We start from the raw sequence: 21,389 nt of genomic DNA on the forward strand, positions 1-21,389 counted from the left end.
ACAGGTGGGGATCAGGACGCCTGGCGGTCGCGTGTCCAGACGGGGCTGTCGAGGAAGTGGTTGTCGTACACGTCCTGGGAGGCCAGCAGTTCCTCAAGCGTGGCCTCACCCCTGCGGAGGCGGTCGAGCAGGCGGAAGTACTCGAAGCGCTGGATGCCGGGGGCGACGACGATGAGGAGGTCGGCGGTGTGGCCGGGGGCGGCGGCGAAGGCATGGGGTGTCAGCGGGGGCACGGCCGCCACATCGCCCGCCGCCAGCGTCACGATCTCCTCGCCCGCCAGGACGCGGGCCTTGCCCTCCAGGATGTAGAACAGCTCGGTCGACGTGGTGTGGTGGTGGGGCACGGCGCCGTCCGCGCCTTCGGCGAGCGTCATCCTGAGGGTGCTCAGCGCGCCACCGGTGTCGCCGGAGTCGAGCAGCAGCCGTCCCGTGGCCGTGGGCGAGATGATGGTCTCGGCGTCGACCTCGCGGACGACGGCCGTTTCCGTGATCAGCGACATGTCAGGCTCCCTTCGAGCGCGGAGGACACGAGCCGCTCTGCGTAGGCCCGGTCGACCGGCGCACCTGTGATCATTACTCGGTAGTAGAGGGCGCCGGCCAGCTGGTCGAACAGCGCCTCGGCGTCAAGGTCGGCGCGCAGCTCGCCGCGCACACGCGCACGCTCGATCAGGGCGAGCGCGATGGTGTTGCGCTCGGCGTACTGCTCGCGGGTCAGCCGGCCGATGTCCTCGTGCCTGGCCGCGGCCGCCACGAGCTCGCCGACGGTCCCCGCGGACGGGTCTTCGCGGCCGCCCGCCGCGCGCATGCGGTTGAGCCCGGCGGCGATCTTCTCCATGTAGTCGACGAGGTCGGCCCGGATGTCGCCGGTGTCGGTGATCTCGTCGTCGGCCTGCAGCCGGGCCACCACCGCGACGGCCAGGTGATCCTTGGTCGGCCAGCGGCGGTACAGCGTGGTCTTGGCCACGCCCGCCTGCTCGGCCACCTCGTCGATGGACAGACCGGCGTAGCCGCGTTCGAAGATCAGGGCGGCGGCGATCCGCAGCACTCGCTCGTCCACCTGCGTGTCGCGTGGCCGTCCGCGAGGCGCCATGGCGACCCCCTTCATTTCGAAACTCTTGTAGCGGAATAGAAGCTACCCCTCGCGAGCCAATTACGCAACCAAAGTTTCGTAATTGATGGATGACCGGACGTACGGCCCACGGTCACCTCGCCGCCTCGGCGCGCCCGGACATGAGCGTCGTCGCCCATCACCTCGGCGACGACCTGCACGGGGCGGGTGTCCGGCTCGATCTCGCCGGGCTCGACGCCGGGGCGGATCCTCGGCGGAGCGACGGCGGGCCTCGGCGTCGCCCCCTGAACGGCACGAAGGCGAGATGGCACACCGGGGTCTCGCGCGATGACGCTGTGTGATGATCAAAAGGTACGGCCGCGCGTCGCGGCGGCGCTCGGGCGCGTGCCGGGACCGGTGATGACACGGTCGGCCGGATACGCGGAAGGCGCGGACGCCCCGGCCCCCTGGAACGAGGGACGACGGGACTGGGGACTAGCGTTCCGTGGTGCTCTCCCCGTGCCCTCCGGCGGCGCACGGGGCGTTCTCGGTGCCGTTCTCGGTGCCGTTCACGATGCCGTTCACCGTACGGCCGGCCACCCCCGCCGGACCGTACACGGCAACGCCCACGAGACGGCTCACAGGGCCCGCAGGCCGCTGATGACTTCCCGCAGCAGACCCTCCGCGGGCGAGGTGTTCGCCGGAAGCGGCGAACGCACCAGGATCAGCCCCTGGTCGAGCAGGTCGCCCAGGAGCACCTTGATCACGCCGATCGGCAGCCCCGACTCGGAGGCGACCTCGACGATCGGCCGGGTCCGCTTCATCAGGCCGAGCAGCCGCCGGTGCTCGGACCCCAGGTGCGAGCCCGCCGAGATCACCGAGCCGTTCGCGACCACCATGGACAGCAGGTCGAACGCGGCGGAGGACGTCGACGTCGTCGTCCGGCCTCCGGTCAGCGCGTAGGGGCGGACGACGGGCCCCGCCTCCTCGTCGACCCACTCGACCTCGTCGCTCATTGGCCGGCCACCCGTGGGGCGGTGGCCAGATGCTGGCCGACGCGAGTGACGAGGCGGGCCATCTCGTAGGCGATCAGGCCCACGTCGGCGGCGCCGCTGGTCATGACCGACAGGCAACTGCCCTGACCGGCCGAGGTGACGAAGAGGAACGCGGAGTCCATCTCCACCATGGTCTGGCGTACGGCCCCGCCCCCGAACTGGAGGCTGGTCCCCTTCGCCAGGCTCTGGAAACCGGAGGCCACCGCCGACAGGTGGTCGGCGTCCTCCTTGCTCAGGCCCCGGGAGGAGGCCATCATCAACCCGTCGTTGGACAGGATCAGCGCGTGGGTGACGTCCGCCACACTCGTGACGAAATCATCCAGAAGCCAATAAAGCTCGCCCGGCACGTGATTGAACCCCTTCCCCTTTGATGATCATGCTTGCTGTGGGTCGCGGTCGGCCGGAGGCCCGGCACAACGGACCGCCTTCCGTTCCAGAACCCTGATCGTCACTGCTCTGTACCGTCGTTCTCGCCCTCGGACCGCCCGCGCCGCCATCCCGACTGGAAGGAGTTCAGCAGCGCCCGCGCCTCCTCCGGCGACCGCTCCACGATGTCGGCGGCCGACTCGGGCTCCTGGCGCGTGCCGTCCTGCCGCAGGGCGGGCGACAGGTTGGCCTGGCGGACCCGGCGGGGCAGCCCGGCGTTGCCGCGCCGCAGCGACGTCGTCTTCCACAGGTCCGCGGGAAGCGGCCGTACCGGCTCGACGGTCCCGGTGATCTCGGAGGGCATGGGCTCGGCCGGCAGCGGCACCGGAATCATCGGTTCGACCGGCTCCGGGTCGCCCAGCAGGTTCTCGGGGAGCAGGACGACCACGCCGGTCCCGCCGTACGGCGAGGGGCGCAGCGTCACGCTGACGCCGTACCTCGCGGCGAGCAGGCCCACCACCGCGAACCCGAGGCGGTCGGTCTCCGCCGGGTCGAACTCCGGCGGGCTGGCCAGACGCTCGTTGATCGAGGCACGCTTCTCCGCGGTCATGCCCAGACCCCGGTCCTCGATCTCGATCGCGAAGCCCCGGCCGACGAGCTCGCCGCGGATCGACACCTCGCCTCCCGGCGGGGAGAAGACCGTGGCGTTCTCGATGATCTCCGCGAACAGGTGCATCATGTCCGCGACCGCGCTACCGACCAGGGTGCTGCCCGCCATGGGGTAGATCCGCACCCGGGCGTAGTCCTCGACCTGGGCCGCGGCGCCGCGCAGTACGTCCTCCATCAGGACCGAGGAGCGCCACTTACGGCCCGCGGCCCCGCCGGAGAGGATCACCAGGCCCTCCGCGTGGCGGCGCATTCGGGTGGTGAGGTGGTCGAGCAGGAACAGGTTCTCCAGCGCCGCGGGGTCCTCGGCCTGCTTCTGCATCCCGTCGAGCAGCTTGAGCTGACGCTGGAGCAGGGACTGGCTGCGGCGGGCCAGGTTGCGGAAGGACTGTGCGACGCCCTCGCGCAGCTTGGCCTGCTCGACGGCCGAGCGCACCGCGCGGTCCTGGACGCTGTCGAAGGCGGCGGCGACGTCGTGGATCTCGGCGGTGCTGCCCAGCGGTTCCAGGGGCGGCGCCTCGGCCGACACGTCCACGTTCTCGCCCCTGCGGAGCTTCTCCATGACCCGCGGCAGCCGGATCTCGGCCACCTCCATGGCGGCCCGCCGTACTCCGGCCAGCTCGCGGGTGAGCCCGCTGCCCACCCGGTAGGAGACCAGCAGCGAGGCGACGACCGCGACGAGACCGAGCGCACCCGCGATTCCCGCCCTGGTGAAGGTCGTCGCGGCCGACGGGGCGGCCCGGTCGGCGAGGGAGAGGCTGACCGCCGTCAGGGCCCGCTCGTAGACGACCTCCAGGTCGTCGCCCGCCGAACGCCAGTCGGACAGGGCGACGGTCTCCCCCTCCTGCAGGGTCTCCTCGTAGCCGGTGTACCGGGTGTAGATCGTCGAGGTCATCATCCCGCCGAAGGGCTGGCGCAGCCTCGGCTCCAGCTCGGGCAGGTACTGCTCCAGCAGGAAGCCCCGGTTGATGGCGAGCTCGTTGAACAGCTTCAGCTCGCTCGGCGCCAGCGCCCGCCCCATGGCCAGTGCCCCGGTGGCCAGCGCCCGCTCACGGCTGAAGAGGTCCTTGGCGTAGGTGACCATGTTGAGGCTGCGCGACTGCTGGTACAGCGGCAGGTCGTTGTTGAGGCTCATGGTGCTGAAGAGCCGGTTCAGCGCCTCGGGCACCAGGGAGAAGTCACGGGAGAGGCCGACCAGCCCGATCCGGCCGTTGTCGACCTTGGCCCGGATCGATTCGAGGGCGTTGAGCCGGTTCATCACCTCGTTGAACCGGATCTTCATCTCCTGGCTCATCGCCGACTTCGCCGATTCGGTGTTCGTCTGCTCGCGGAAACGCAGACGTGCCTGGTTGGTGGCGGTGCGCTGCACGGTGAGGTCGGCCCTGACCGTGTCGGAGCGGGTGGCCAGGTACTCGGCCGAGATCAGATGTTCCCGCTGGATCGCGTTGCCCAGTTCGTTACCCGGTTTGCCGACGGTGTCGAACAGGGTGGAGATCGTGAGCAGGCTCATCGAGTCGCCGACCGTGACGGTCGCGGCGAAGCCCCACAGGGCGAGAAGCGAGATCAGCGGGATCGCCAGCAGCGCCGAGATCTTGAACCGAATGGGCCTGCTCGATGCCATGTCACCTCATCGGTTCGCTCTCGGAGCGCCGAAGGCGGAGACCTCCGGAGCATCTCTAGATCGCCGATGAGGATAGCACTGAGAAGGCAGAGTATTCGTATCCTATTTGTGACATGTCATGAATTAGTAAAGAAAAGTGACAAGTCAGCCGAGTGCGGCGTGCGAGGCGCGGGTGGCGCTCCGTACCCGGTTCAGATAGGCCAGCCGTACGGCGAGCACCGCCACCAGGGCGATCTCCCCGGCGAGCAGCACCCGCTCCGCCAGGCCGATGAGCATCCGATCACCGGGAAGCGCCACGTAAGTGACCGCGACCAACCCGAACCCACAGGCCAGCGCCAGCCACTCGACCGGCCGGGCGATCACCCTCCATCGCTCGTCCTCGCCGAGACACGTCACCATGAGCGCGCCCGCCACCGGCAGCGCGACGAACACCACGGCCGAGGCGTAACCGTGGATCCGGTCGCCCAGGCCCGGTACGGTGCCCGGCGCCCCCGCGGGCACGAGAGCCATGACGGTCAACGCCGCGCTCCACACCACCATCAGCCGCTCGGCCGTCACCCCCAGCGGCGCCCTGGCCGCCCGCAGCCCGGCGGTCAGCGCGAAGGCGGCGACCGCCAGCGCCACCAGGGCGAGCTCGGTCGCTCCGCTGCCCTCGACGGCGGCGTACTCGCCGATCGTCAGATCGAACGGGTCCGGATGAGGGGTCGGGTCGATCTGACCGGCGACCACCGCCCCGACGGCCACCGCGATCCCGGCACACGCGACCGGCGGGTAGAGCCTCTTCAACGCGAGCATGCCCCAAGACTGTCCGCAGGAGCGTCCCTTAGACATCCGGCGGCACCCCTGACCCGACCCTGACCCACCCCTGAGACCCCCGCCCCGAAGTCCGGCTCCCTCGCCCACACCTCCCGGAGCGCCGCCCACCACGGGGCGGGGTGGGCCTCCGTTCCGGTGGGACGGGCGCTCACCGGCGGTCTCCCGCCGTCCCGTGGCCGATCTCGGGCCCGCGATGCGGCCCGGCTGTACACAGGCTGTGGACAACCAGGCTGCACACCCTGTGGAAACTCTGTATCACCTGCGGAAATCCACCCACAGGGCTGTGGATGAAACCCGCCCGGGAGATCCGCCGCCGAGGAATCCCCGGTGGAATCCCCCGGCGGGCACCGGGAATCCCGTCAGCGTGGAATTCCCGACCGGCATCGGGAGATCCACCGCCGCGGGATCCCCGGCGGGCACCGGGATCCCCGCCTCTACAGCCCGGACGGGTCCCGGCCCACGCTGATCTCCTCGGCGATCCACCGGATCCCGAGGTCGTCCATCCCCGGCACACCGGCCAGCCGTCCCCGGAGCACGGTCGCCACCAGGGAAACGTCCGCTCCGGCGTATCCGACCGCGATCTCGTGGACGGTTCCGAAAAGGGCGCGGTTCGCCTCGTGCTCACCGTTCGCCCGCGTCAGAGAACTCTCCGCCATGTCCGCATCCCCCTGTTGAGCCGAATGGTCGGGGGCAACGCTACGGCGGAGCGCCGGTGCCCGGGAGGAGACCCGCGCGGATTCCCCGGGCCGCACCGTCACCGTCACCGACCCGTAACCGGCCCGTGCCCCCTCCCGGCCGCCGGCCTGTCGGCCGTCCCGGCCAGCACCGTCGCGCAGATCTCGGTGAGCTGCCGGATCTGCCGGGGGGTGAGCAGGTCGAACAGGTTCTGCCGTACCGCCTCGACGTGGCCGGGCGCGGCGGCGGCGAGCGCCGCGAGCCCCTCGTCGGTGAGCACCGCCCAGCTCACACGCTTGTCGGCCGCGCACGGCTCGCGCCGTACCCAGCCGCGTTCCTCAAGACGGGCGATCGCGTGCGAGAGACGGCTCTGGGAGGAGTTGAGCTCGGCGGCCAGCTCGCTCATCCGCAGCATGCGCTCCGGCGCCTCCGACAGCTTCACCAGCGTCGCGTAGTAGGCGTGCGGCATGCCGGAGTCTCGCTGCAGCTGCCGGTCCAGCTCTTCCTGGACGAGCTGCGAGGCGCCCATGAACGCGCGCCATGCTCGCTGCTCGTCGTCGTCCAGCCATCGGGTCACGAGTCCACTTTACTTGAACTCTCAACCATATGGAGGTAGCGTACTTGAGAGTTCAAGTTTTATGGGAGGAACCATGCCGGTCCAGCGGCTCAACCACGCGGTCCTGTTCGTGCGCGACGTCGAACGCAGCGTCGCCTTCTATCAGGAGGCCCTCGGCTTCAGGGTCGTCATGGGCGGAAAGGGCGCGGCGTTCCTGCAGGCCTCCGGCTCGGCCAACGACCACGACCTCGGCCTGTTCGAGCTCGGCGCCCACGCGGGTCCGTCCGGCGCCGGACGGACCACCGTAGGGCTCTACCACCTGGCCTGGGAGGTGGACACCCTGGAGGAGCTGGAGCGGATCGCGATCAAGCTCGCCGAGATGGACTCACTCGTCGGCGCCTCGGACCACTCCACGACCAAGGCCCTGTACGCCAAGGACCCGGACGGCCTGGAGTTCGAGGTGTCCTGGCTGGTCCCGGCCGACCGGCTGACCGAGGAGACGCTGAAGGCGCGCAGCGGCATCAAGCCGCTCGACATCGCCAAGGAGAAGGCGCGGTACGGCGCGCGGACCCGCGGCGGCCTCGGCGTGTCCGTACCCGCCTGACCCCGGCCCGCCACCCCGCGCCCGGACCGGCTTCACGCCCTCCCGCGCCCGGACCGGCTTCACACCCTCCCGCGTTCAGGCCGGTTTCCGTCCTCCCGTGCTCAAGACCGTCCTCCCGTGCTCAAGACCGGCTTCCCGCCCCTCCCTGTTCAGGCCGGCTGCTCCCGCGGCACTCCGGCCTGGGGCGCGAGGAGCGCGGCGAGGCTGACGCTGTCGACGACGGCCCCGATGGACGCCTCGACGTCCAGCCACACCGCGCGCAGCGGCGCCGCCTCGCCGAAGTAGACGATGTCGGCGGTGGAGAACCCCCGCACGGAGGTGAAGCCTCCGCCCACCGCCCGCAGGACGTCTCCGACGAATATGCTCTCCGCTCTCCTGGCGAGCGTGAAGCCGCCCTCGTTACCCCGCTGCGCGAAGACGAGGTTGGCCCGCCGCAGATCGGTCAGGATGCCCCGCAGAAAGCTCGGGGGGATCTGCTGGGCGTGGGCCAGGCTCTCGGCGGTGACCGACACAGGATCATGAGCCGCGATCACCAGCATCGCGCGTATTGCGTAGTCACTACGGGCCGTGACGTGCATCCGAAGGTCCTCCCCGATGGCATGAGCCGGTGATCGGCGACCTCTGGGCGGGTCCCTGGTAAATCTACTATCTCTATGGGTTAACCATGAATTGTCTCCGCAGTCAGAAAATGTGATCACGCGCCACGTTTCAGGGCCGCCCCCCGTACTCGAAGGGCCGCCCCCGTACTCGAAGGTGCCGCGCTCCGGCTCGGAGGTGAGCGATTCGCCGGGCCCCGGTGGGCCTACCCTCCCGCGGCCTGCACGGTGTGCAGCAGGAGCAGCGCGGTGGTCACCGGCCCGACGCCGCCGGGCACCGGGGTCAGGGCCGAGGCCACGGCGGCCACGCCCGGCTCGACGTCACCGACGAGGCCGCCGTCCGCCGCCTGGTTGGTGCCCGCGTCCACCACCACGGCGCCCGGCCTGACGTGCGCCGGGGTGATAAGCCCGGCCCTGCCGACGGCCGCGACCAGGATGTCGCCCATGGAGGTCACCGCGGCCAGGTCCGCGGTGCGCGAATGGCACACCGTCACGGTGGCGTTGCGGTCCAGCAGCAGGTGGGCTGCGGGCTTGCCGACCACCGTGGAGCGGCCGACCACGACCGCGTGACGACCGGCGACCTCCACGCCGTGGTGCTCCAGGATCCGCACCACCGCCTCGGCGGTCGCGGGCGCGAAGGCGGCGAGCCCGGCCGCCAGACGGCCCAGCGAGAGCGGGTTGGCGCCGTCGACGTCCTTGGCCGGGGCGATGCCGGACGCCAGGTCCTCGGCCTTCGCGCCCCCGGGCAGAGGGGTCTGCAGGATGATCCCGCTCACGCGCTCGTCGGCGCTCAGTGACTCCAGGCGCCCGCGGATCGCCTCCGGGGACGCCTGCGGACCGAGGTCGGCCACGTCGCACGCGATGCCGACCTTGCCCGCGGCGTTCACGATGGAGCGCACGTACCAGGCGCTGGCCTCGTCGTCGGTGGCCGTGACCACGGCGAGCCGCGCGGGGCGTCCCTCCTCCGCGAGCCGGGCGGCCCGCTCGGTGACGTCCGCCCGGATGGCCGCGGCCTGCTCCCGGCCCGACAGGATCTCCGCGCTCATCTGGCGATCTCCTCACGCACGGTGGCGGTGATCCGCTCGGCCCTGGCCGCGATCTCGTCGACCCCGGCCGCCCGCCCGGCCAGCTCGGCACGGATCGTCTCGTTCCCGATGCCCGCGAGGTTGACCTCGACGTTGACCCGGGCGGTGGTCGCGGCCGCCCTCGCCGCCTCCGCGGCGGCGGCCACGTCGGTGATGACGTTGCGGTTGCCGACGGGCAGCAGTTCCTCGGCCAGCTCGACCAGGCGCCGCGCGGCGTCGATGGTCCTGGCCGGGGGACCGGCCGCCGCGACCAGCGCCTCGGCGATGGCCGCCGAGCGGTCCGCCCGCTCCTCCTCGGTCGCCTTGGGCAGCCGGTAGGCGTCGGTGACCGCGGTGAACGCCATCGCGTCGTCCTCGGCAAGCTGGAGCGTGTGGTCCCGCAGGATGTCCGCCTCCGCGAGGACGCGCCCGATCAGCTCCTCGTGTCCCGCCTGCTTCGGGCCGTCGCTGTAACGGGCCACCATGCCCAGCAGCGCGGCGGCCTGGGCGCCGTGCAGGGCCGCGGACGCGCCCCCGCCCGGTGCGGGCACCCGGTCGGCCAACCGGTCCAGAAAGTCACTGATCGTCTGGTCTCGCATCCGTGTCTCCCCGAGTCGCCCGAGAGACCGGGACGGGCCCGCCCCCTCGGAGATCACGTCGTGGGTTGTCACGTTACCGGGACGCGGTTCCCGGTGCCGGGGGGACGTCCGGGGCCGGGGGGACGTCCGGGGCCGGGGATCGCCGCCCGCCGCCCCGGGAGACGGCCACGCCCGCGAGGCACAGCAGGCCGCCCGCCAGGGTCAGCCAGCCGGGCACCTCGCTCAGGACCGCCCACGACATCAGGACCACCAGGGCGGGGACGATGTAGGTGGTGGCGCCCATCCTGCCCGCGGTGGTGCGGGCCAGCGCGTAGGCCCAGGTGGTGAAGGCCAGGGCCGTCGGGAAGACACCCAGGTAGACGACGTTCAGTGTCGCGGGCAACGGGGCGACGGCGACCTGCGAGACCAGCTGACCGGCGAAGGGCAGGCAGGCCACCGTACCGACGAAACAGCCGAAGGTGGTGACCTGCAGGGCGGAGGCGTGCCGCAGCGCGGGTTTCTGGGAGACGACGCCCGCGGCGTACGTCACGGCCGCGAGCAGGCACAGCAGGACACCGACGATCGGCGCGCCACCGTCGCCGGGCACGCCGGCGCCGCCCGACATGGAGATCCCCACGACGACGGCTCCGGCGAACGACACCACCATCCCGGCCATCAACCGGGACGGGAAGCCCTCCTTCAGCAGCCAGCCGCCGAGAAGGACGATCAGCATCGGACCGATGTTGACGACCATGGCGGCGGTGCCCGCGTCCACCTCCTGCTCGCCCCAGTTCAGGGCGACCATGTAGAGACCGAACCACAGGATCCCCGACGTCAGGATGCCGGGCCACGCGGCGCGCGGCGGCAGTCCCTCACGCCGTGCCAGCCAGATGACGCCGAGCACCACCGAGCCCGCGAGCAGGCGGCCGAGGGCCAGCGCCCCCGGGGCGAAGTACTGCGCGGCGTCGCGGATGGCCACGAAGGCCGAGGCCCACAGCAGCACCGTGACGCCCACCGCCGCCAGCGCCCGGCGGTCCACCCGGCCGTCCGAGGTGATGGTCTGTTCCATGCCTGCACCATAGGGTGCGAATATTTCGGCTTACATCCAATTTTTCCGGGCTCTCCCCTGCGCCCCACCCCGAACAGCTCACCGCCCGGACCCTCGCTCCACCGGGGAACGGCCCGCGATCTCGGGGGAAGAGGCCCACGCTCTCGGGGGAAGAACGGCCCGCGCCCCACGACCGGTCTCCCGCGCCCCCGTCAGCGGAAGGCGTCGGCGTGGTCGGCGGCCCATTCACGGAAAGTGCGCGCGGGCGTCCCGGTGAGCTTCTCGACCGCCGGTGAGACCACCTCGGGCCGCGCCACCAGCCCGGCCCACGCGTCGAGCGCGCCGTCGGCGAACGCGGCGGGCCACCCCTCGGCGAGCATCCGCTCCCGCGCCGTCTCCCGCGAGATCTCCTCCCAGCGCAACGGTCGGCCGATCACCTCGCCGATCACGCGCACCTGCTCGGCCTGGGTCAGCACCTCGGGTCCGGTCAGGTGGTACTTCGCCCCCGCGTGCCCGTCCTCGGTCAGCGCGCGGACGGCGACCGCCGCGATGTCGTGTTCGTGGACCAACGACCTGGCCGCCTCGCCGTACGGCCACCGCACGACGCCGTCCGCGCGGATCTGCGCCGCCCAGCCCAGGGTGTTGGCCGCGAACCCTCCCGCGCGCAGGAAGGTCCACTCCAGCCCGGTCCCCTCGATCGAGCGCTCGACGGCGGAGTGGAAACCGATGATCGGATCGACCTCCCGCCCGGGCTCGTCGGGCACGCCGTGCGCGGAGAGATAGACGATCCGGCGGGCGTGCCGGGCGATCACGTCCAGGACCGGTGGCGCCGTCTCCGCGGAGAGGGCGGGCCAGACGAGGAACACCGCGTCGATTCCGTCCAGGGCCGCCTCAAGCGTGTCCGGCGCCGTCAGGTCGCCGCGCACGGCTTCGACGCCGTCCGGCAGCGCGGCGGACTCGGGGGTGCGGGCCAGCGCGCGGACGGCGACGCCCGCGTTCCTCAGCTGGGAGACGAGACTTCGGCCGACATTGCCGGTCGCTCCGGTGACCAGGATCATTGGACGTCTCTTTCCTTCGGTGACGGACTTCCGCGACCAGCTTCGAACCTCAACCTTTGTTGATGTCAAGCCCGCCCACCGTGCCCACTGTGCCCACCATGCCCGTCTCGCCCGGCGGCTCCACGCCCGCGTCCTCCGCCCCCCAGAACTCCGGCCCCCGGGAACTCCGCCCCTGAGAACCCCGGAACCCGGCCGTTCAGAGCCTGGCGAACCAGTCGCGGACGGCCTCGACCCCGCCCGTGCCGAGGGCGACCATCAGGGCCGCGCGCGCCTTCACGGGCGTGAGGCCGCGGGCCCCGATCGCCCCCATCTTGGCGGCGAGTCCCGCGCCGAGGGACAGCTCCTCCAGGGGAACCTCGCGCGTGCGGCACCGGGAGGCGACGACCACCGGGATCCCCCAGCCGGTCAGCTCGTCGATCGTCACGAACAGGCCGGCCGGCACGTTGGCCGCGCCGGTCCCCTCCAGCACGATGCCCCGGGCGCCCGCGTCCACGACCGCGGTGAGCAGCGTGGAGTCCATCCCGGGGTAGGTCTTGATCAGGGCGACGTCCGTCTCGGGCTCCCCCGCGACCGTGGGCGGCCTGCGGGGCGGGACGGCCGACATCTCCACCCGTCCGCCGGCCACGCGGCCCAGCAGAGGCCCCGGGGCCGAGGAGAAGGCCGAGACCCCGGTGGCGTCGACCATGGTGACCCATCGGGCCGCGTGCAGTTCGTCGTTGACGCACACGACGACGCCCGCGTCGTGCAGCGCGGGATCGGCGGCGGCGCAGACGGACGAGGCCAGGTTGCGCGGGCCGTCGGACGACAGGTCGTCCAGGAGACGCATGGCGCAGGTCAGCACGATCGCACCACGGTGCGCGGCCCGCCCCGCGAGCAGGTCGGTGAGGAAGGCGGTCTCCTCCAGGGTGTCCGCGCCGTGGGTGATCACGACGCCGTCGAACCCCCGCTCCAGGACGGCCTCCCGGGCCTTTCGGGCCAGCAGCAGCATGGTCTGGGGCGAGGTGTCCCAGCCGGGCTCGGCCAGCACGTCCTCGGCCACCACCTCGGCCGTGAGCGCGCCGGCCGGAACGGTCTCCAGGAGTCGCGCGCCGGAGGCGATGCCCGAGCGGCTCGGGCGGGCGGAGTAGGCGATGGTATCGCCGGTCGCCAGCAGCAGGACGCGCTTCACTGCGTGATCCCTTCGGTCGTCGCGACGACGGCCCGTGGCCATTCGCGGCCGTTCCTCGGCGACCGCCCTCCTTTTATAACCCTTAAATGCCCCCAATAGGGTTATCTTTCGGGAACCGACGTCCCGGTGACGTTCCCCGGCGGATCGGGCCCCGCGCGGAGCGGAGCGCGGGACACGCCGGTCGCGTGCCGGGCACCGCCCTTCCGGTGGAAGGGCCCGCGCGAGACCCTTCCACCGGACGGCGGGCTACCAGGTGACGGGCAGCCGGTGCACGCCGTAGATGGCCATGTCCGAACGCATCGGCACCTCCTCGGGAGGTACGGCGAGGCGCAGTCCGGGCAGGCGCTCCAGCAGCGCCGGAAGGGCGATGCGCATCTCGTTGCGGGCGAGCTGCTGACCGAGGCACTGGTGGACGCCGTGACCGAAGGACAGGTGTCCGGCCGCCTGCCGGGTGACGTCGAGGGTGTCGGCGCCGTCGAACCGCGAGGGATCGCGGTTGGCCGCCGGGAGCGAGAGCGTCACCGTCTCGCCCGCCCTGATCGTCTGTCCCTCGATCTCGACGTCCTCCAGCGCGGTACGCGCGGTGAAGTCGATGATGGTGAGGTAGCGCATGAACTCCTCGACGGCGCCCGCCGTCAGGGAGGGGTCGTCGCGCAGCGCCGCCAGCTGCGGGGGGTTGCTCAGCAGCGCGAAGGTACTCAGGGCGATCATGTTCGCCGTCGTCTCGTGCCCGGCGACGAGCAGGAGCGTGGCCACGCCGGTGAGCTCCTCGTCCGTCAGCTCGCCGTCGGCGACCAGGCCCCCGAGCAGATCGTCGGTGGGCTCGGCGCGCTTGCGCAGCACCAGCTCGTGCAGATAGGAGAGCAGGTCGGCCATCGCGGTCTGCTTGCGCTCCACCGTCTCCTCGCGACTGATGATCACCGCCGAGTCCCGCTGGAAGCGGTCGTGGTCGGTGTAGGGGACGCCGAGCAGTTCGCAGATCACCAGAGAGGGGATCGGCAGCGCGAACGACCGCACGAGATCCGCGGGCGGTCCCTGGCGCTGCATCTCGTCCAGCCGATCGGCGACGATCTTCTCGATCCGGGGTTCGAGCTGCTTCATGCGGCGGACGGTGAACTGGCCGGTCAGCAACCGCCGGAACCGGGTGTGGTCGGGCGGGTCCATCCGCAGGAAGAACCCCGCGGGCACCGTGAGCTGCCGCTGCCGGGCGATGTGCGGGGTGGGCGGGTGCTGGAGGTCGATGCGGGTGCTGAAGCGATTGTCGGCCAGCACCGCGCGGACGGCGGAGTAACCCGTCACCAGCCAGCCGAGGTGGCCGTCGGCGTAGGTCATGCGGCGGATCGGGGTCTCCTGCCGCCACCACCCCAGCTCCTGGGGTGGGTCGAAGATGTCGTGCCGGCTTACGGGAAGGGTTACCGGGCCGGAAGCGGCTTTGGTCACAACGTGCTCCTTTGGGGTGGGACGCACATGTTCCCTTCAACAAAATCGCACTAAGGGCAGAATTGCAATACGTGCAGATAAGCGCTTGATGCAATTTTTTTCCACCCCGCTCCACCCCACCCAATCCCGCCCCGATTCACCTCATTTCGCACTCGCACCCCCCGCCGCACACCACTCGCACCCCCGCTGCACACCACTCGCACCCTCCGCCGCACACCACTCACTCCGCATCCGCACCGCCCCGATCCACCTCCACCCCCACACCCGCATCGCTCTCCGAACCCGCGATCTCCTCCAGCCTGCCTCCTCGGCGTCCGGCCCGCGTTTGCAACCACTACAAATGGAGCACTATAAATGGAGTGGTTAGCGGGGGAAGGAATACACCGGCCCCGGCCCGTCAGGCGGATGGAGCGAAGGCTCCGCCCCGGGCCGCGGACCGGCTCGCCGCTCCCGGCATGACGGCTCCACCACCACACGCGAAGAGGTTCAGATGCGAAAGCTCGTCTACTACGTCGGATCGTCCATCGACGGCTTCATCGCGGGCCCCGACGGCTCCGTCGACTTCTTCCCCATGGGGGACGACGTCCTCGAACACATCGTCTCCGAGTACGCGGACGCCGTTCCCACCCACGTGCGCGCGGCGATCGGGATCGATCCCCCGAACACGCGCTTCGACACCGTCGTGATGGGCCGCGCGACCTACGACCCCGCGCTGCGGGAGGGCATCACCAGCCCGTACCGGCACCTGCGGCAGTACGTGGTCTCGCGGAGCATCGCCGAGACCCTCGACCCCGAGGTCGAGATCGTCGCCGACGATCCGCTCGGCAGGGTCAGGGAGCTCAAGCGGGAGGACGGCAGGGCGATCTGGCTGGCCGGAGGGGCGCAGCTCGCGGGAACGCTGCTGCCCGAGATCGACGAGTTGATCGTGAAGATCTACCCGGTCGTCGCCGGCTCCGGGATCCCGCTGTTCGCCGGGGGATTCGCTCCCACACAGTTCGAGCTCACCGCCAACCGCGTCTTCGAGAGCGGCGCGGCCATCATGACCTACGCGAGGAGATGACCTTCCCCGATTCCCGTCATTCTCGGCTTTCCCCCGTTTCCGGACTTCCCACCGGACGGTACCGATCTCTCCGGGAAAACCACCGGACCATCTCAGGCCACGACATTGCGCACACAGGTTTGACCGCGCCAAAACCAGCGCTTAGCTACTCCGACCTGTGTCAACGACTTGAATCGAGTCATGACTTCTGCGGAGGAGCAGCAGAGCGAAGCGGTCATGGATTTCGCGACCCGGCTTTTCGCCGCGTTCGGCTATGACGGCACGACGCTGCAGGGGCTGGCGGAGGCCATGGGATACGACTTGCAGTGGATCCACGACAGGTTCGGTGACAAACGGGCGCTCTACCTCTCCGTCATCGAACGCGTCGGCATCGCCCAGCGAGCCGTCGTGGAGGAGGCACTGGCGGCACTTCCCGCCCGCGACCCCGCCGGGGTCTCCGCGGCCCTGCACACCCTCACGGACCGCTACCTGGACCTGTGCCTGGCCAACCCGCAGATCCCCGCACTGTGGATGCACCGCTGGCTCGGCGACGCCGCCGACATCCCCGACCTGGAGGAGAGGTACGCGCTCCCGGTCATCAACCTCATCCGGGACGCGCTGCGCTCGGCGGCCCGGAACGGCCTCGTCGACGGCGGCGCGGACCTGGACCTGACGGTGCGGACGCTGATCTGGAGCGTGTACGGATTCCTCCACGGCGAGGCGCTCGCCCGCCCCGACCCTCCCGATCCCGACGACCCCAGGACCCGGCCCCGCATCCAGGCCCACCTCCACCGGTTGCTCGACCGCATGCTGAAACTTCCCGAGACATGATCCGTGTAACGAACGGGCGCCGTGCGGAACCGTACGAACGGGAGGCGGCGACCGCCCACGGCCCCCGGGCAGGAGAGAAGGTGTCGGCTCAGCTCGGGGCGGGAACCCTCACCCTCGGACCGACAGCGTCCGGCAAGCGCTTCACCGGAGAGGACGCGCCACGATGACCCAGACGCCCTCGTTTCCACGAGGAGCGGTGGAGCGCTCCGCTGCCACGGATGTCCCAGGTGCACGGCCGCGAGGAGGCGATCGTGGAATCCTTCACGGGCAGTAGGCTCCCGCCGGACGACGTCGTCGTGGCGGCCCTCCGCGCCGGCGACGAGGCGATGTTCGCGACGCTGCTGGACACCTGGTCGCGAGGGATGCTGTGGCTGGCCCGCTCCCACGTGTCCACCAACGACTCCGCCGAGGAGGTCGTGCAGGACACCTGGCTGGCGGTGATCAGGGGGATCGACGGCTTCGAGGGCCGCTCCTCGGTCAAGACCTGGGTCTACCGGATCCTGGTCAACACGGCCAGGAAACGCGGCGTGCGCGAGAACCGCACGGTTCCGTGGAGCAGCGCCTTCGAGCACCGGGAGGAGGCGGTCGCCGACCGCTCGTGTTTCCAGGGCGCGGGCGACCCCTTCCCCGGACAGTGGAAGGACGTTCCCGCGGCCTGGTCGACCCCGGAGGGCGAGGTGCTGGCCGCGGAGGTGCGCGAGCTGATCGCGGCGGCCCTGGCCGAGCTGCCTCCCAGACAGCGGGCCGTGATCACACTTCGTGACGTCGAGGGGTGCACCTCCGAGGAGGTATGCGAGATCCTGGAGATCTCCGCGGCCAACCAGCGGGTCCTGTTGCACCGCGCCCGCGTGGCGGTACGCGGACGCCTGGAGGACTATTTCGAGACGGCGAGGCGGTCGGCGTAGTGAAAACGGTTCAGTTCAGAGACGGTAAGGCGGTCCACGTCGTGAAGCGGTTCAGCTGCGACGAATGGGCGGAACTCATCACCGCCTACCTCGAAAACGACATCGACGAGCCCACCAGGGGCCTGTTCGAGGAGCACCTGACCGGCTGCGAGGCCTGCGAGAACTATCTCCACCAGTTCCGCGTGACGGTCAACGCCCTGGGCACCCTGGGGCCGGAACCCCTGTCCGGCGACATGCGCGACCGGCTAATGTCCGCCTTCCGGAACCGGCGGGACTCCAGGGTCGAGGACCGGAGCGGTTCCTGAGTCCACGCCCGGCGGAGCCCCCGAGCGGGGGACCGGCGATGCCCCCGAGCCCGAGAAGGCACGGCACAGCCTGCTGAGCACGTCGTCCGGTATGTCACCGGCGCCGAAACAGCCGAGAACCTCGATCGTCACCCGGATCTGCTCCAGGTGGCCGGAGCACGCGGCGCATCCGGCCAGATGTCTCTCCAGCCGCCGCCGCCATCCGGCGGGCAGCGCCCCGTCGAGGTATCCGGTGACAAGCCCCGGAACCTCCCGGCAGTCTGCGGGCCGCCCGCGTGGGAACGCCGTCCGTCTCATCACAGCCCCCGCTCCATACCGCGTAGTGCCCGCTGCCACCCGATCCGTTACACCGCGCTCCCGGCGCTCCCGGTGCTCCCGGCACTCCCGGCGCTCCCCGTGTTCCCCGTGCTTCCGCCGCTCCCGGTGCTTCCGGCCGCCCTCCCGGTGTCCCCCACCGCACGCGCGGGACCTCTCCTCCTCCGCTCGCGCGAAATTCCCCCACCCCGTCCGCGCGGACTCCCCGCCCGCCCACGCGAAGCCCCGTCGCCGCCCTGTAACGCCTGCGCGCCTCCCGGCTCTATAGATCCATACACACCAGGCCAAAAGGGGGGACGATGACCGGTCTCGTGACCGAGGACACGCCGATCCGGGACGCCTCGGATGTGGAGGCCTACGCCCGGCACTGCTTCACCGGCAGCGCCGGGGAGCAGGTCGGGGTGGAACTGGAGTTCCTGGTCTTCGACCGTACGGCTCCCGGCAGCCAGGTTCCGCTGGCCAGGATCGCCGACGCCATGCCGTCGCTGCCCGGGGGAAGCCGGGTGACCTTCGAGCCGGGCGGCCAGCTCGAACTGTCCGGCCCGGCGGGTTCCCTGACGGAGGCGATCGCGCTCCTCCGGACCGACGTGGAGCTCACCCGCGAGGCCCTGCGGGAGGCCGGGCTGGCGCTGGCCGGGGTCGGCCTCGACCCGGTACGGCCCGCCAGACGGCAACTGCGCCTGCCCCGCTACGAGGCGATGGCCGAGTTCCTCGACGCGTCGTACGGGGCGTTGATGATGTGCTCGACCGCGTCGATCCAGGTCAACCTGGACCTGGGCGAGAAGCCCTCGGCCCGCTGGGAACGCGCGCACCTGCTGGGGCCCGTCCTGGTCGCGGCCTTCGCCAACTCCTCACTCCGCGACGGCCTGCCGTGCGGGTGGATGTCGGGCCGCCAGGAGGTGTGGGAGAACCTCGACCGCACCCGGACGGCTCCCGTGCCCTCGACCGGCGACCCCGCCGACGCCTGGGCGGAGTACCTCCTCGACGCCCGGCTGATGCTGGTGCGCGAGGACAGCGAGCGGTACCGCCCGATCCGCGACGGCTCGACCTTCCGCGACTGGCTGGCCTCGCCCACGCGCCCGCCGACCATGGCCGACCTCGCCTACCACGCCACGACGCTCTTCCCGCCGGTACGGCCGCGCGGCTGGCTGGAGATCCGCTACCTCGACGCCCAGCACCCGGCGAACTGGCCGCTGTGCGCGGCGGTCACCCACGCCCTGGTGATGGACGACCGCGCGGCCGACACCGCGCTGGCGGCGGCGGAGCCGTACGCGGGGATGTGGCACGAGGCGGCGCGCTGCGGCCTGGCCGCGCCCCGGCTGCGCGGGGCCGCCGAGACCTGCTTCCGGGCGGCGCTGGAGGCGTTACCCCGCCTGGGCGCGGCCCCCGACCTGGTCCGCGAGGTGGCCGCGTTCGCCGACCGCCACGTGACGACAGGGCGGACCCCCGCTGTCGACCTTCTGGAGCTGGCGCAAGACCCGGACCGGCGGCTGTCGGCCTGGTTGACGGAGGAAGGACCGGCATGAACGACTTCAAGGAACGGATCGCCGCCGAACTGGTCGCCGTACGCGACCGGTCGCTGGCCTACACCGACGCCGAGGACGACCTGCTGGTCAGGCAGCACTCGCCGCTGATGTCGCCCCTGGTGTGGGACCTGGCGCACGTGGGCAACTACGAGGAGCTGTGGGTGCTGCGGGAGGCCGGGGGGATCACCCCGCTCCGCCCCGAGATCGACGACCTGTACGACGCGTTCAAGCACCCGCGCAGGAACCGCCCGAGCCTGCCGATCCTCGGCCCCGTCGAGGCTCGCCGCTACATCGAGGGCGTGCGGGGCCGGGTGCTGGACGTCCTGGACGCGCTCGACCCGGACAACCCCGACCCCCTCCACCGCGACGCCTTCGTCTTCGGCCTGGTGATCCAGCACGAGCACCAGCACGACGAGACGATGCTCGCCACCCTCCAGTTGTCCAGGGAACCCGGCCTGGTCCGCGACGGCGACCTGCCGCCGGGGAGACCGGGCGGCGCCGAGGAGGTGTTCGTCCCCGCGGGTTCCTTCCTGATGGGGACCGGCACCCAGCCGTGGGCCTACGACAACGAACGCCCCGCCCACCGGGTCGACCTGCCCGCCTACTGGATCGACAGGCTGCCCGTCGGCAACCGCGCCTACGCCGCCTTCATCGAGGAGGGCGGCTACGACGACCCGCGCTGGTGGAGCCAGGAGGGCCGGCTCTGGCGGCAGGAGACCCGCGCCTTCGCCCCGCTGTTCTGGACCAGGGACGGCGACACCTGGTGGCGGACCCGCTTCGGCCGTACCGAGCCCGTGCCCATGGACGAGCCCGTACAGCACGTGAGCTGGCACGAGGCCGACGCCTACGCCCGCTGGGCGGGCAAACGGCTGCCCACAGAGGCCGAGTGGGAGAAGGCCTGCGGCTGGGACCCGGTCGCCGAGCGGGCGCGGAAGTATCCCTGGGGGGACGACGACCCCGGCCCCGAGCGGGCGAACCTCGGGCACCGGGCGGCGCGGCCCGCCCCGCTCGGCGCCTACCCCGCGGGGGCCAGCGCCTACGGCGCCGAGCAGATGGTCGGAGACGTATGGGAGTGGACGGCCTCGCGGTTCCTGCCCTACCCGGGCTTCCGCAGCTTCCCCTACCGCGAGTACAGCGAGGTCTTCTTCGGCGGCGACTACCGGGTGCTGCGCGGCGGCTCCTGGGCGGCCGACCCGGCCGCGGTCCGCACGACGTTCCGGAACTGGGACCACCCCATCCGCAGGCAGATCTTCACCGGCTTCCGCTGCGCCCGCTCCGCCTCCCCCGAGCACTCGCCGGGACACTCACCGAAGCACTCACCAGGGCGTTCACCGGGACATTCACCGGGGCACCTCCCGAAGCACTTCCCGGAGCGCGGATAGATGTGCCGTCACGCCGCCTGGCTGGGCGCTCCCCGCTCCATCGCCTCCCTGGTCCACGAGCCGGAGCACGGCCTGTTGCGGCAGTCGTACGCGCCGCGCATGCAGCGCCACGGCATGCTCAACGCCGACGGCTTCGGCTTCGGCTGGTACGACTCCGCCCGTGTCGAACCCGTCCGCTACCGCCGCGCCGTCCCCATGTGGACGGATGCCAACCTGCCCGCCCTCGCCGAGATCGCCCGCTCCACCTGCCTGCTGGCCGCCGTACGGTCGGCCAGCGTGGGCATGCCGATCGAGGAGACCGCGACCGCGCCGTTCGCCGACGGGCCGTGGCTGCTCAGCCACAACGGCCGCGTCGCGCGGGGCCCGCTCAAGGAGCTGGCCGGAGGCGGCGGCGCGGAGAGCACCTGCGACGCCGCGTGGGTCGCCGCCGCGGTGTTCGTACGGCGGCGCGCCGGCCTGACACTCGGCGACGCCCTGTCGGAGGTCGTCGTCCACGCCGGCGCCAAGGACCCCGCGGGCCGTCTCAACCTGCTCGCCTGCGACGGCACGTCACTCGCCGCGACCGTCTGGGGCGACACGCTCTTCCTCAACCTCGACGAGGGCGTGCTCGTGGCGAGCGAACCGCTGGACGACCGGCCCGGCTGGCGGGCCGTACCGGACCGAAGCCTGCTTCTCGCCTCCCCGGACGGCGTGCGCGTCCAGCCGCTGTGACCCATGGCACCCAAGG

26 protein-coding genes are annotated in these 21,389 nt (G+C 71.4%); 9 read left to right on the top strand and 17 right to left on the bottom strand.

The features are described 5' to 3' along the window. Positions 1–11 precede the first annotated feature (11 nt). Both AB0N02_RS19900 and AB0N02_RS19905 read right to left on the bottom strand, forming a co-directional pair. Positions 12–500: a cupin domain-containing protein gene (locus AB0N02_RS19900; protein WP_363948381.1), complete on the bottom strand. Its 489-nt coding sequence runs from the start codon at positions 498–500 to the stop codon at positions 12–14. Further along, positions 491–1,090 (bottom strand): TetR/AcrR family transcriptional regulator, encoded by a 600-nt coding sequence (locus tag AB0N02_RS19905; protein ID WP_363948383.1) that lies wholly within the window; start codon positions 1,088–1,090, stop codon positions 491–493. Before AB0N02_RS19905 ends, AB0N02_RS19900 begins: the two co-directional genes overlap by 10 nt. An 89-nt stretch (positions 1,091–1,179) precedes the next feature. Here AB0N02_RS19905 and AB0N02_RS19910 point away from each other — a divergent pair, with 89 nt between their 5' ends. Further along, positions 1,180–1,410 (top strand): hypothetical protein, encoded by a 231-nt coding sequence (locus AB0N02_RS19910; protein WP_363948386.1) that lies wholly within the window; start codon positions 1,180–1,182, stop codon positions 1,408–1,410. Positions 1,411–1,543: 133 nt separating this feature from the next. Here the strand turns inward: AB0N02_RS19910 and AB0N02_RS19915 are convergent, their stop codons facing one another. The 7 genes from AB0N02_RS19915 to AB0N02_RS19945 form a co-directional block, all read right to left on the bottom strand. After that, entirely contained in the window at positions 1,544–1,678 is a 135-nt protein-coding gene (locus tag AB0N02_RS19915; protein ID WP_363948389.1) for a hypothetical protein, read from the bottom strand. 8 nt (positions 1,679–1,686) lie between these two features. Further along, positions 1,687–2,064, bottom strand: coding sequence for a DUF742 domain-containing protein (locus AB0N02_RS19920; protein ID WP_363948392.1), 378 nt, complete (start codon positions 2,062–2,064; stop codon positions 1,687–1,689). Beyond that, positions 2,061–2,450, bottom strand: coding sequence for a roadblock/LC7 domain-containing protein (locus AB0N02_RS19925; RefSeq protein ID WP_363948395.1), 390 nt, complete (start codon positions 2,448–2,450; stop codon positions 2,061–2,063). Before AB0N02_RS19925 ends, AB0N02_RS19920 begins: the two co-directional genes overlap by 4 nt. 101 nt (positions 2,451–2,551) lie before the next feature. After that, positions 2,552–4,756, bottom strand: coding sequence for a nitrate- and nitrite sensing domain-containing protein (locus AB0N02_RS19930; RefSeq protein WP_363948398.1), 2,205 nt, complete (start codon positions 4,754–4,756; stop codon positions 2,552–2,554). A gap of 144 nt (positions 4,757–4,900) precedes the next feature. Further along, complete coding sequence (locus AB0N02_RS19935) at positions 4,901–5,551, bottom strand: DUF998 domain-containing protein (protein WP_363948400.1); 651 nt, start codon at positions 5,549–5,551, stop codon at positions 4,901–4,903. A 455-nt stretch (positions 5,552–6,006) separates the two neighbouring features. After that, positions 6,007–6,228, bottom strand: coding sequence for a hypothetical protein (locus AB0N02_RS19940; protein ID WP_363948403.1), 222 nt, complete (start codon positions 6,226–6,228; stop codon positions 6,007–6,009). A 104-nt stretch (positions 6,229–6,332) separates the two neighbouring features. Continuing rightward, the gene (locus AB0N02_RS19945; protein WP_363948406.1) at positions 6,333–6,824 is read right to left on the bottom strand and encodes a MarR family transcriptional regulator; all 492 of its coding nucleotides are present in this window, start codon (positions 6,822–6,824) and stop codon (positions 6,333–6,335) included. A 73-nt stretch (positions 6,825–6,897) separates the two neighbouring features. Here AB0N02_RS19945 and AB0N02_RS19950 point away from each other — a divergent pair, with 73 nt between their 5' ends. Next, positions 6,898–7,407 carry a VOC family protein gene (locus AB0N02_RS19950; protein WP_363948409.1) on the top strand — a complete coding sequence of 170 codons (510 nt, stop codon included), beginning with the start codon at positions 6,898–6,900 and terminating at the stop codon, positions 7,405–7,407. Between the two features lie 149 nt (positions 7,408–7,556). On the opposite strand, the gene AB0N02_RS19955 is transcribed toward AB0N02_RS19950, so the two are convergent. The 7 genes from AB0N02_RS19955 to AB0N02_RS19985 all read right to left on the bottom strand — a co-directional run bounded on the left by AB0N02_RS19955 (position 7,557) and on the right by AB0N02_RS19985 (position 14,359). Beyond that, positions 7,557–7,985, bottom strand: coding sequence for an Rrf2 family transcriptional regulator (locus tag AB0N02_RS19955; RefSeq protein WP_363948412.1), 429 nt, complete (start codon positions 7,983–7,985; stop codon positions 7,557–7,559). 224 nt (positions 7,986–8,209) lie between these two features. Continuing rightward, on the bottom strand, positions 8,210–9,049 hold the full coding sequence (locus AB0N02_RS19960; protein ID WP_363948415.1) for a bifunctional 5,10-methylenetetrahydrofolate dehydrogenase/5,10-methenyltetrahydrofolate cyclohydrolase: 840 nt from the start codon (positions 9,047–9,049) through the stop codon (positions 8,210–8,212). Further along, a complete protein-coding gene (locus tag AB0N02_RS19965; RefSeq protein WP_363948418.1) occupies positions 9,046–9,666 on the bottom strand; it encodes a cyclodeaminase/cyclohydrolase family protein in 621 nt (206 codons plus the stop codon). The genes AB0N02_RS19960 and AB0N02_RS19965 overlap by 4 nt, the downstream gene beginning before the upstream one ends. Before the next feature lie 73 nt (positions 9,667–9,739). Further along, entirely contained in the window at positions 9,740–10,714 is a 975-nt protein-coding gene (locus AB0N02_RS19970; RefSeq protein ID WP_363948420.1) for a DMT family transporter, read from the bottom strand. 191 nt (positions 10,715–10,905) lie between these two features. Continuing rightward, complete coding sequence (locus tag AB0N02_RS19975) at positions 10,906–11,751, bottom strand: NAD(P)H-binding protein (protein WP_363948422.1); 846 nt, start codon at positions 11,749–11,751, stop codon at positions 10,906–10,908. Between the two features lie 196 nt (positions 11,752–11,947). Further along, positions 11,948–12,919 carry an asparaginase gene (locus tag AB0N02_RS19980; protein WP_363948424.1) on the bottom strand — a complete coding sequence of 324 codons (972 nt, stop codon included), beginning with the start codon at positions 12,917–12,919 and terminating at the stop codon, positions 11,948–11,950. A gap of 246 nt (positions 12,920–13,165) precedes the next feature. After that, positions 13,166–14,359: a cytochrome P450 gene (locus AB0N02_RS19985; RefSeq protein ID WP_363948426.1), complete on the bottom strand. Its 1,194-nt coding sequence runs from the start codon at positions 14,357–14,359 to the stop codon at positions 13,166–13,168. A 490-nt stretch (positions 14,360–14,849) separates the two neighbouring features. On the opposite strand from AB0N02_RS19985, the gene AB0N02_RS19990 reads away from it, so the two are divergent. The 4 genes from AB0N02_RS19990 (at position 14,850) to AB0N02_RS20005 (ending at position 17,439) form a co-directional block, all read left to right on the top strand. Next, positions 14,850–15,419 (top strand): dihydrofolate reductase family protein, encoded by a 570-nt coding sequence (locus tag AB0N02_RS19990; protein ID WP_363948428.1) that lies wholly within the window; start codon positions 14,850–14,852, stop codon positions 15,417–15,419. A gap of 180 nt (positions 15,420–15,599) precedes the next feature. Next, positions 15,600–16,229, top strand: coding sequence for a TetR/AcrR family transcriptional regulator (locus AB0N02_RS19995; protein ID WP_363948430.1), 630 nt, complete (start codon positions 15,600–15,602; stop codon positions 16,227–16,229). Between the two features lie 218 nt (positions 16,230–16,447). Then, complete coding sequence (locus AB0N02_RS20000) at positions 16,448–17,134, top strand: sigma-70 family RNA polymerase sigma factor (RefSeq protein ID WP_363948433.1); 687 nt, start codon at positions 16,448–16,450, stop codon at positions 17,132–17,134. A 41-nt stretch (positions 17,135–17,175) separates the two neighbouring features. Next, the gene (locus AB0N02_RS20005; RefSeq protein ID WP_363948435.1) at positions 17,176–17,439 is read left to right on the top strand and encodes a zf-HC2 domain-containing protein; all 264 of its coding nucleotides are present in this window, start codon (positions 17,176–17,178) and stop codon (positions 17,437–17,439) included. Here the strand turns inward: AB0N02_RS20005 and AB0N02_RS20010 are convergent. After that, positions 17,380–17,736, bottom strand: coding sequence for a zf-HC2 domain-containing protein (locus AB0N02_RS20010; RefSeq protein ID WP_363948437.1), 357 nt, complete (start codon positions 17,734–17,736; stop codon positions 17,380–17,382). The genes AB0N02_RS20005 and AB0N02_RS20010 overlap by 60 nt on opposite strands. Positions 17,737–18,053: 317 nt before the next feature. Between AB0N02_RS20010 and egtA the strand changes: the two genes are divergently transcribed. The 3 genes from egtA to egtC are packed head-to-tail and all read left to right on the top strand — an operon-like array spanning position 18,054 to position 21,373. Continuing rightward, the gene (egtA, locus tag AB0N02_RS20015) at positions 18,054–19,280 is read left to right on the top strand and encodes an ergothioneine biosynthesis glutamate--cysteine ligase EgtA (protein ID WP_363948439.1); all 1,227 of its coding nucleotides are present in this window, start codon (positions 18,054–18,056) and stop codon (positions 19,278–19,280) included. Further along, positions 19,277–20,662: an ergothioneine biosynthesis protein EgtB gene (gene egtB / locus AB0N02_RS20020; protein ID WP_363948442.1), complete on the top strand. Its 1,386-nt coding sequence runs from the start codon at positions 19,277–19,279 to the stop codon at positions 20,660–20,662. The genes egtA and egtB overlap by 4 nt, the downstream gene beginning before the upstream one ends. Continuing rightward, entirely contained in the window at positions 20,663–21,373 is a 711-nt protein-coding gene (egtC, locus tag AB0N02_RS20025; RefSeq protein ID WP_363948445.1) for an ergothioneine biosynthesis protein EgtC, read from the top strand. Positions 21,374–21,389 lie beyond the last annotated feature (16 nt).

Origin of the sequence: Streptosporangium sp. NPDC051022 (genome assembly GCF_040683035.1) — a bacterium.
Lineage (GTDB): Bacteria > Actinomycetota > Actinomycetes > Streptosporangiales > Streptosporangiaceae > Streptosporangium.

Bases quoted from the DNA above. Each gene is read 5' to 3' on its own strand.
- AB0N02_RS19900 (WP_363948381.1), bottom strand. From the start codon at position 500: ATGTCGCTGATCACGGAAACGGCCGTCGTCCGCGAGGTCGACGCCGAG.
- AB0N02_RS19905 (WP_363948383.1), bottom strand. From the start codon at position 1,090: ATGGCGCCTCGCGGACGGCCACGCGACACGCAGGTGGACGAGCGAGTG.
- AB0N02_RS19910 (WP_363948386.1), top strand. From the start codon at position 1,180: ATGACCGGACGTACGGCCCACGGTCACCTCGCCGCCTCGGCGCGCCCG.
- AB0N02_RS19920 (WP_363948392.1), bottom strand. From the start codon at position 2,064: ATGAGCGACGAGGTCGAGTGGGTCGACGAGGAGGCGGGGCCCGTCGTC.
- AB0N02_RS19930 (WP_363948398.1), bottom strand. From the start codon at position 4,756: ATGGCATCGAGCAGGCCCATTCGGTTCAAGATCTCGGCGCTGCTGGCG.
- AB0N02_RS19935 (WP_363948400.1), bottom strand. From the start codon at position 5,551: ATGCTCGCGTTGAAGAGGCTCTACCCGCCGGTCGCGTGTGCCGGGATC.
- AB0N02_RS19940 (WP_363948403.1), bottom strand. From the start codon at position 6,228: ATGGCGGAGAGTTCTCTGACGCGGGCGAACGGTGAGCACGAGGCGAAC.
- AB0N02_RS19950 (WP_363948409.1), top strand. From the start codon at position 6,898: ATGCCGGTCCAGCGGCTCAACCACGCGGTCCTGTTCGTGCGCGACGTC.
- AB0N02_RS19955 (WP_363948412.1), bottom strand. From the start codon at position 7,985: ATGCACGTCACGGCCCGTAGTGACTACGCAATACGCGCGATGCTGGTG.
- AB0N02_RS19960 (WP_363948415.1), bottom strand. From the start codon at position 9,049: ATGAGCGCGGAGATCCTGTCGGGCCGGGAGCAGGCCGCGGCCATCCGG.
- AB0N02_RS19965 (WP_363948418.1), bottom strand. From the start codon at position 9,666: ATGCGAGACCAGACGATCAGTGACTTTCTGGACCGGTTGGCCGACCGG.
- AB0N02_RS19970 (WP_363948420.1), bottom strand. From the start codon at position 10,714: ATGGAACAGACCATCACCTCGGACGGCCGGGTGGACCGCCGGGCGCTG.
- AB0N02_RS19975 (WP_363948422.1), bottom strand. From the start codon at position 11,751: ATGATCCTGGTCACCGGAGCGACCGGCAATGTCGGCCGAAGTCTCGTC.
- AB0N02_RS19990 (WP_363948428.1), top strand. From the start codon at position 14,850: ATGCGAAAGCTCGTCTACTACGTCGGATCGTCCATCGACGGCTTCATC.
- AB0N02_RS19995 (WP_363948430.1), top strand. From the start codon at position 15,600: ATGACTTCTGCGGAGGAGCAGCAGAGCGAAGCGGTCATGGATTTCGCG.
- AB0N02_RS20000 (WP_363948433.1), top strand. From the start codon at position 16,448: ATGTCCCAGGTGCACGGCCGCGAGGAGGCGATCGTGGAATCCTTCACG.
- AB0N02_RS20010 (WP_363948437.1), bottom strand. From the start codon at position 17,736: ATGAGACGGACGGCGTTCCCACGCGGGCGGCCCGCAGACTGCCGGGAG.
- egtA (WP_363948439.1), top strand. From the start codon at position 18,054: ATGACCGGTCTCGTGACCGAGGACACGCCGATCCGGGACGCCTCGGAT.
- egtB (WP_363948442.1), top strand. From the start codon at position 19,277: ATGAACGACTTCAAGGAACGGATCGCCGCCGAACTGGTCGCCGTACGC.
- egtC (WP_363948445.1), top strand. From the start codon at position 20,663: ATGTGCCGTCACGCCGCCTGGCTGGGCGCTCCCCGCTCCATCGCCTCC.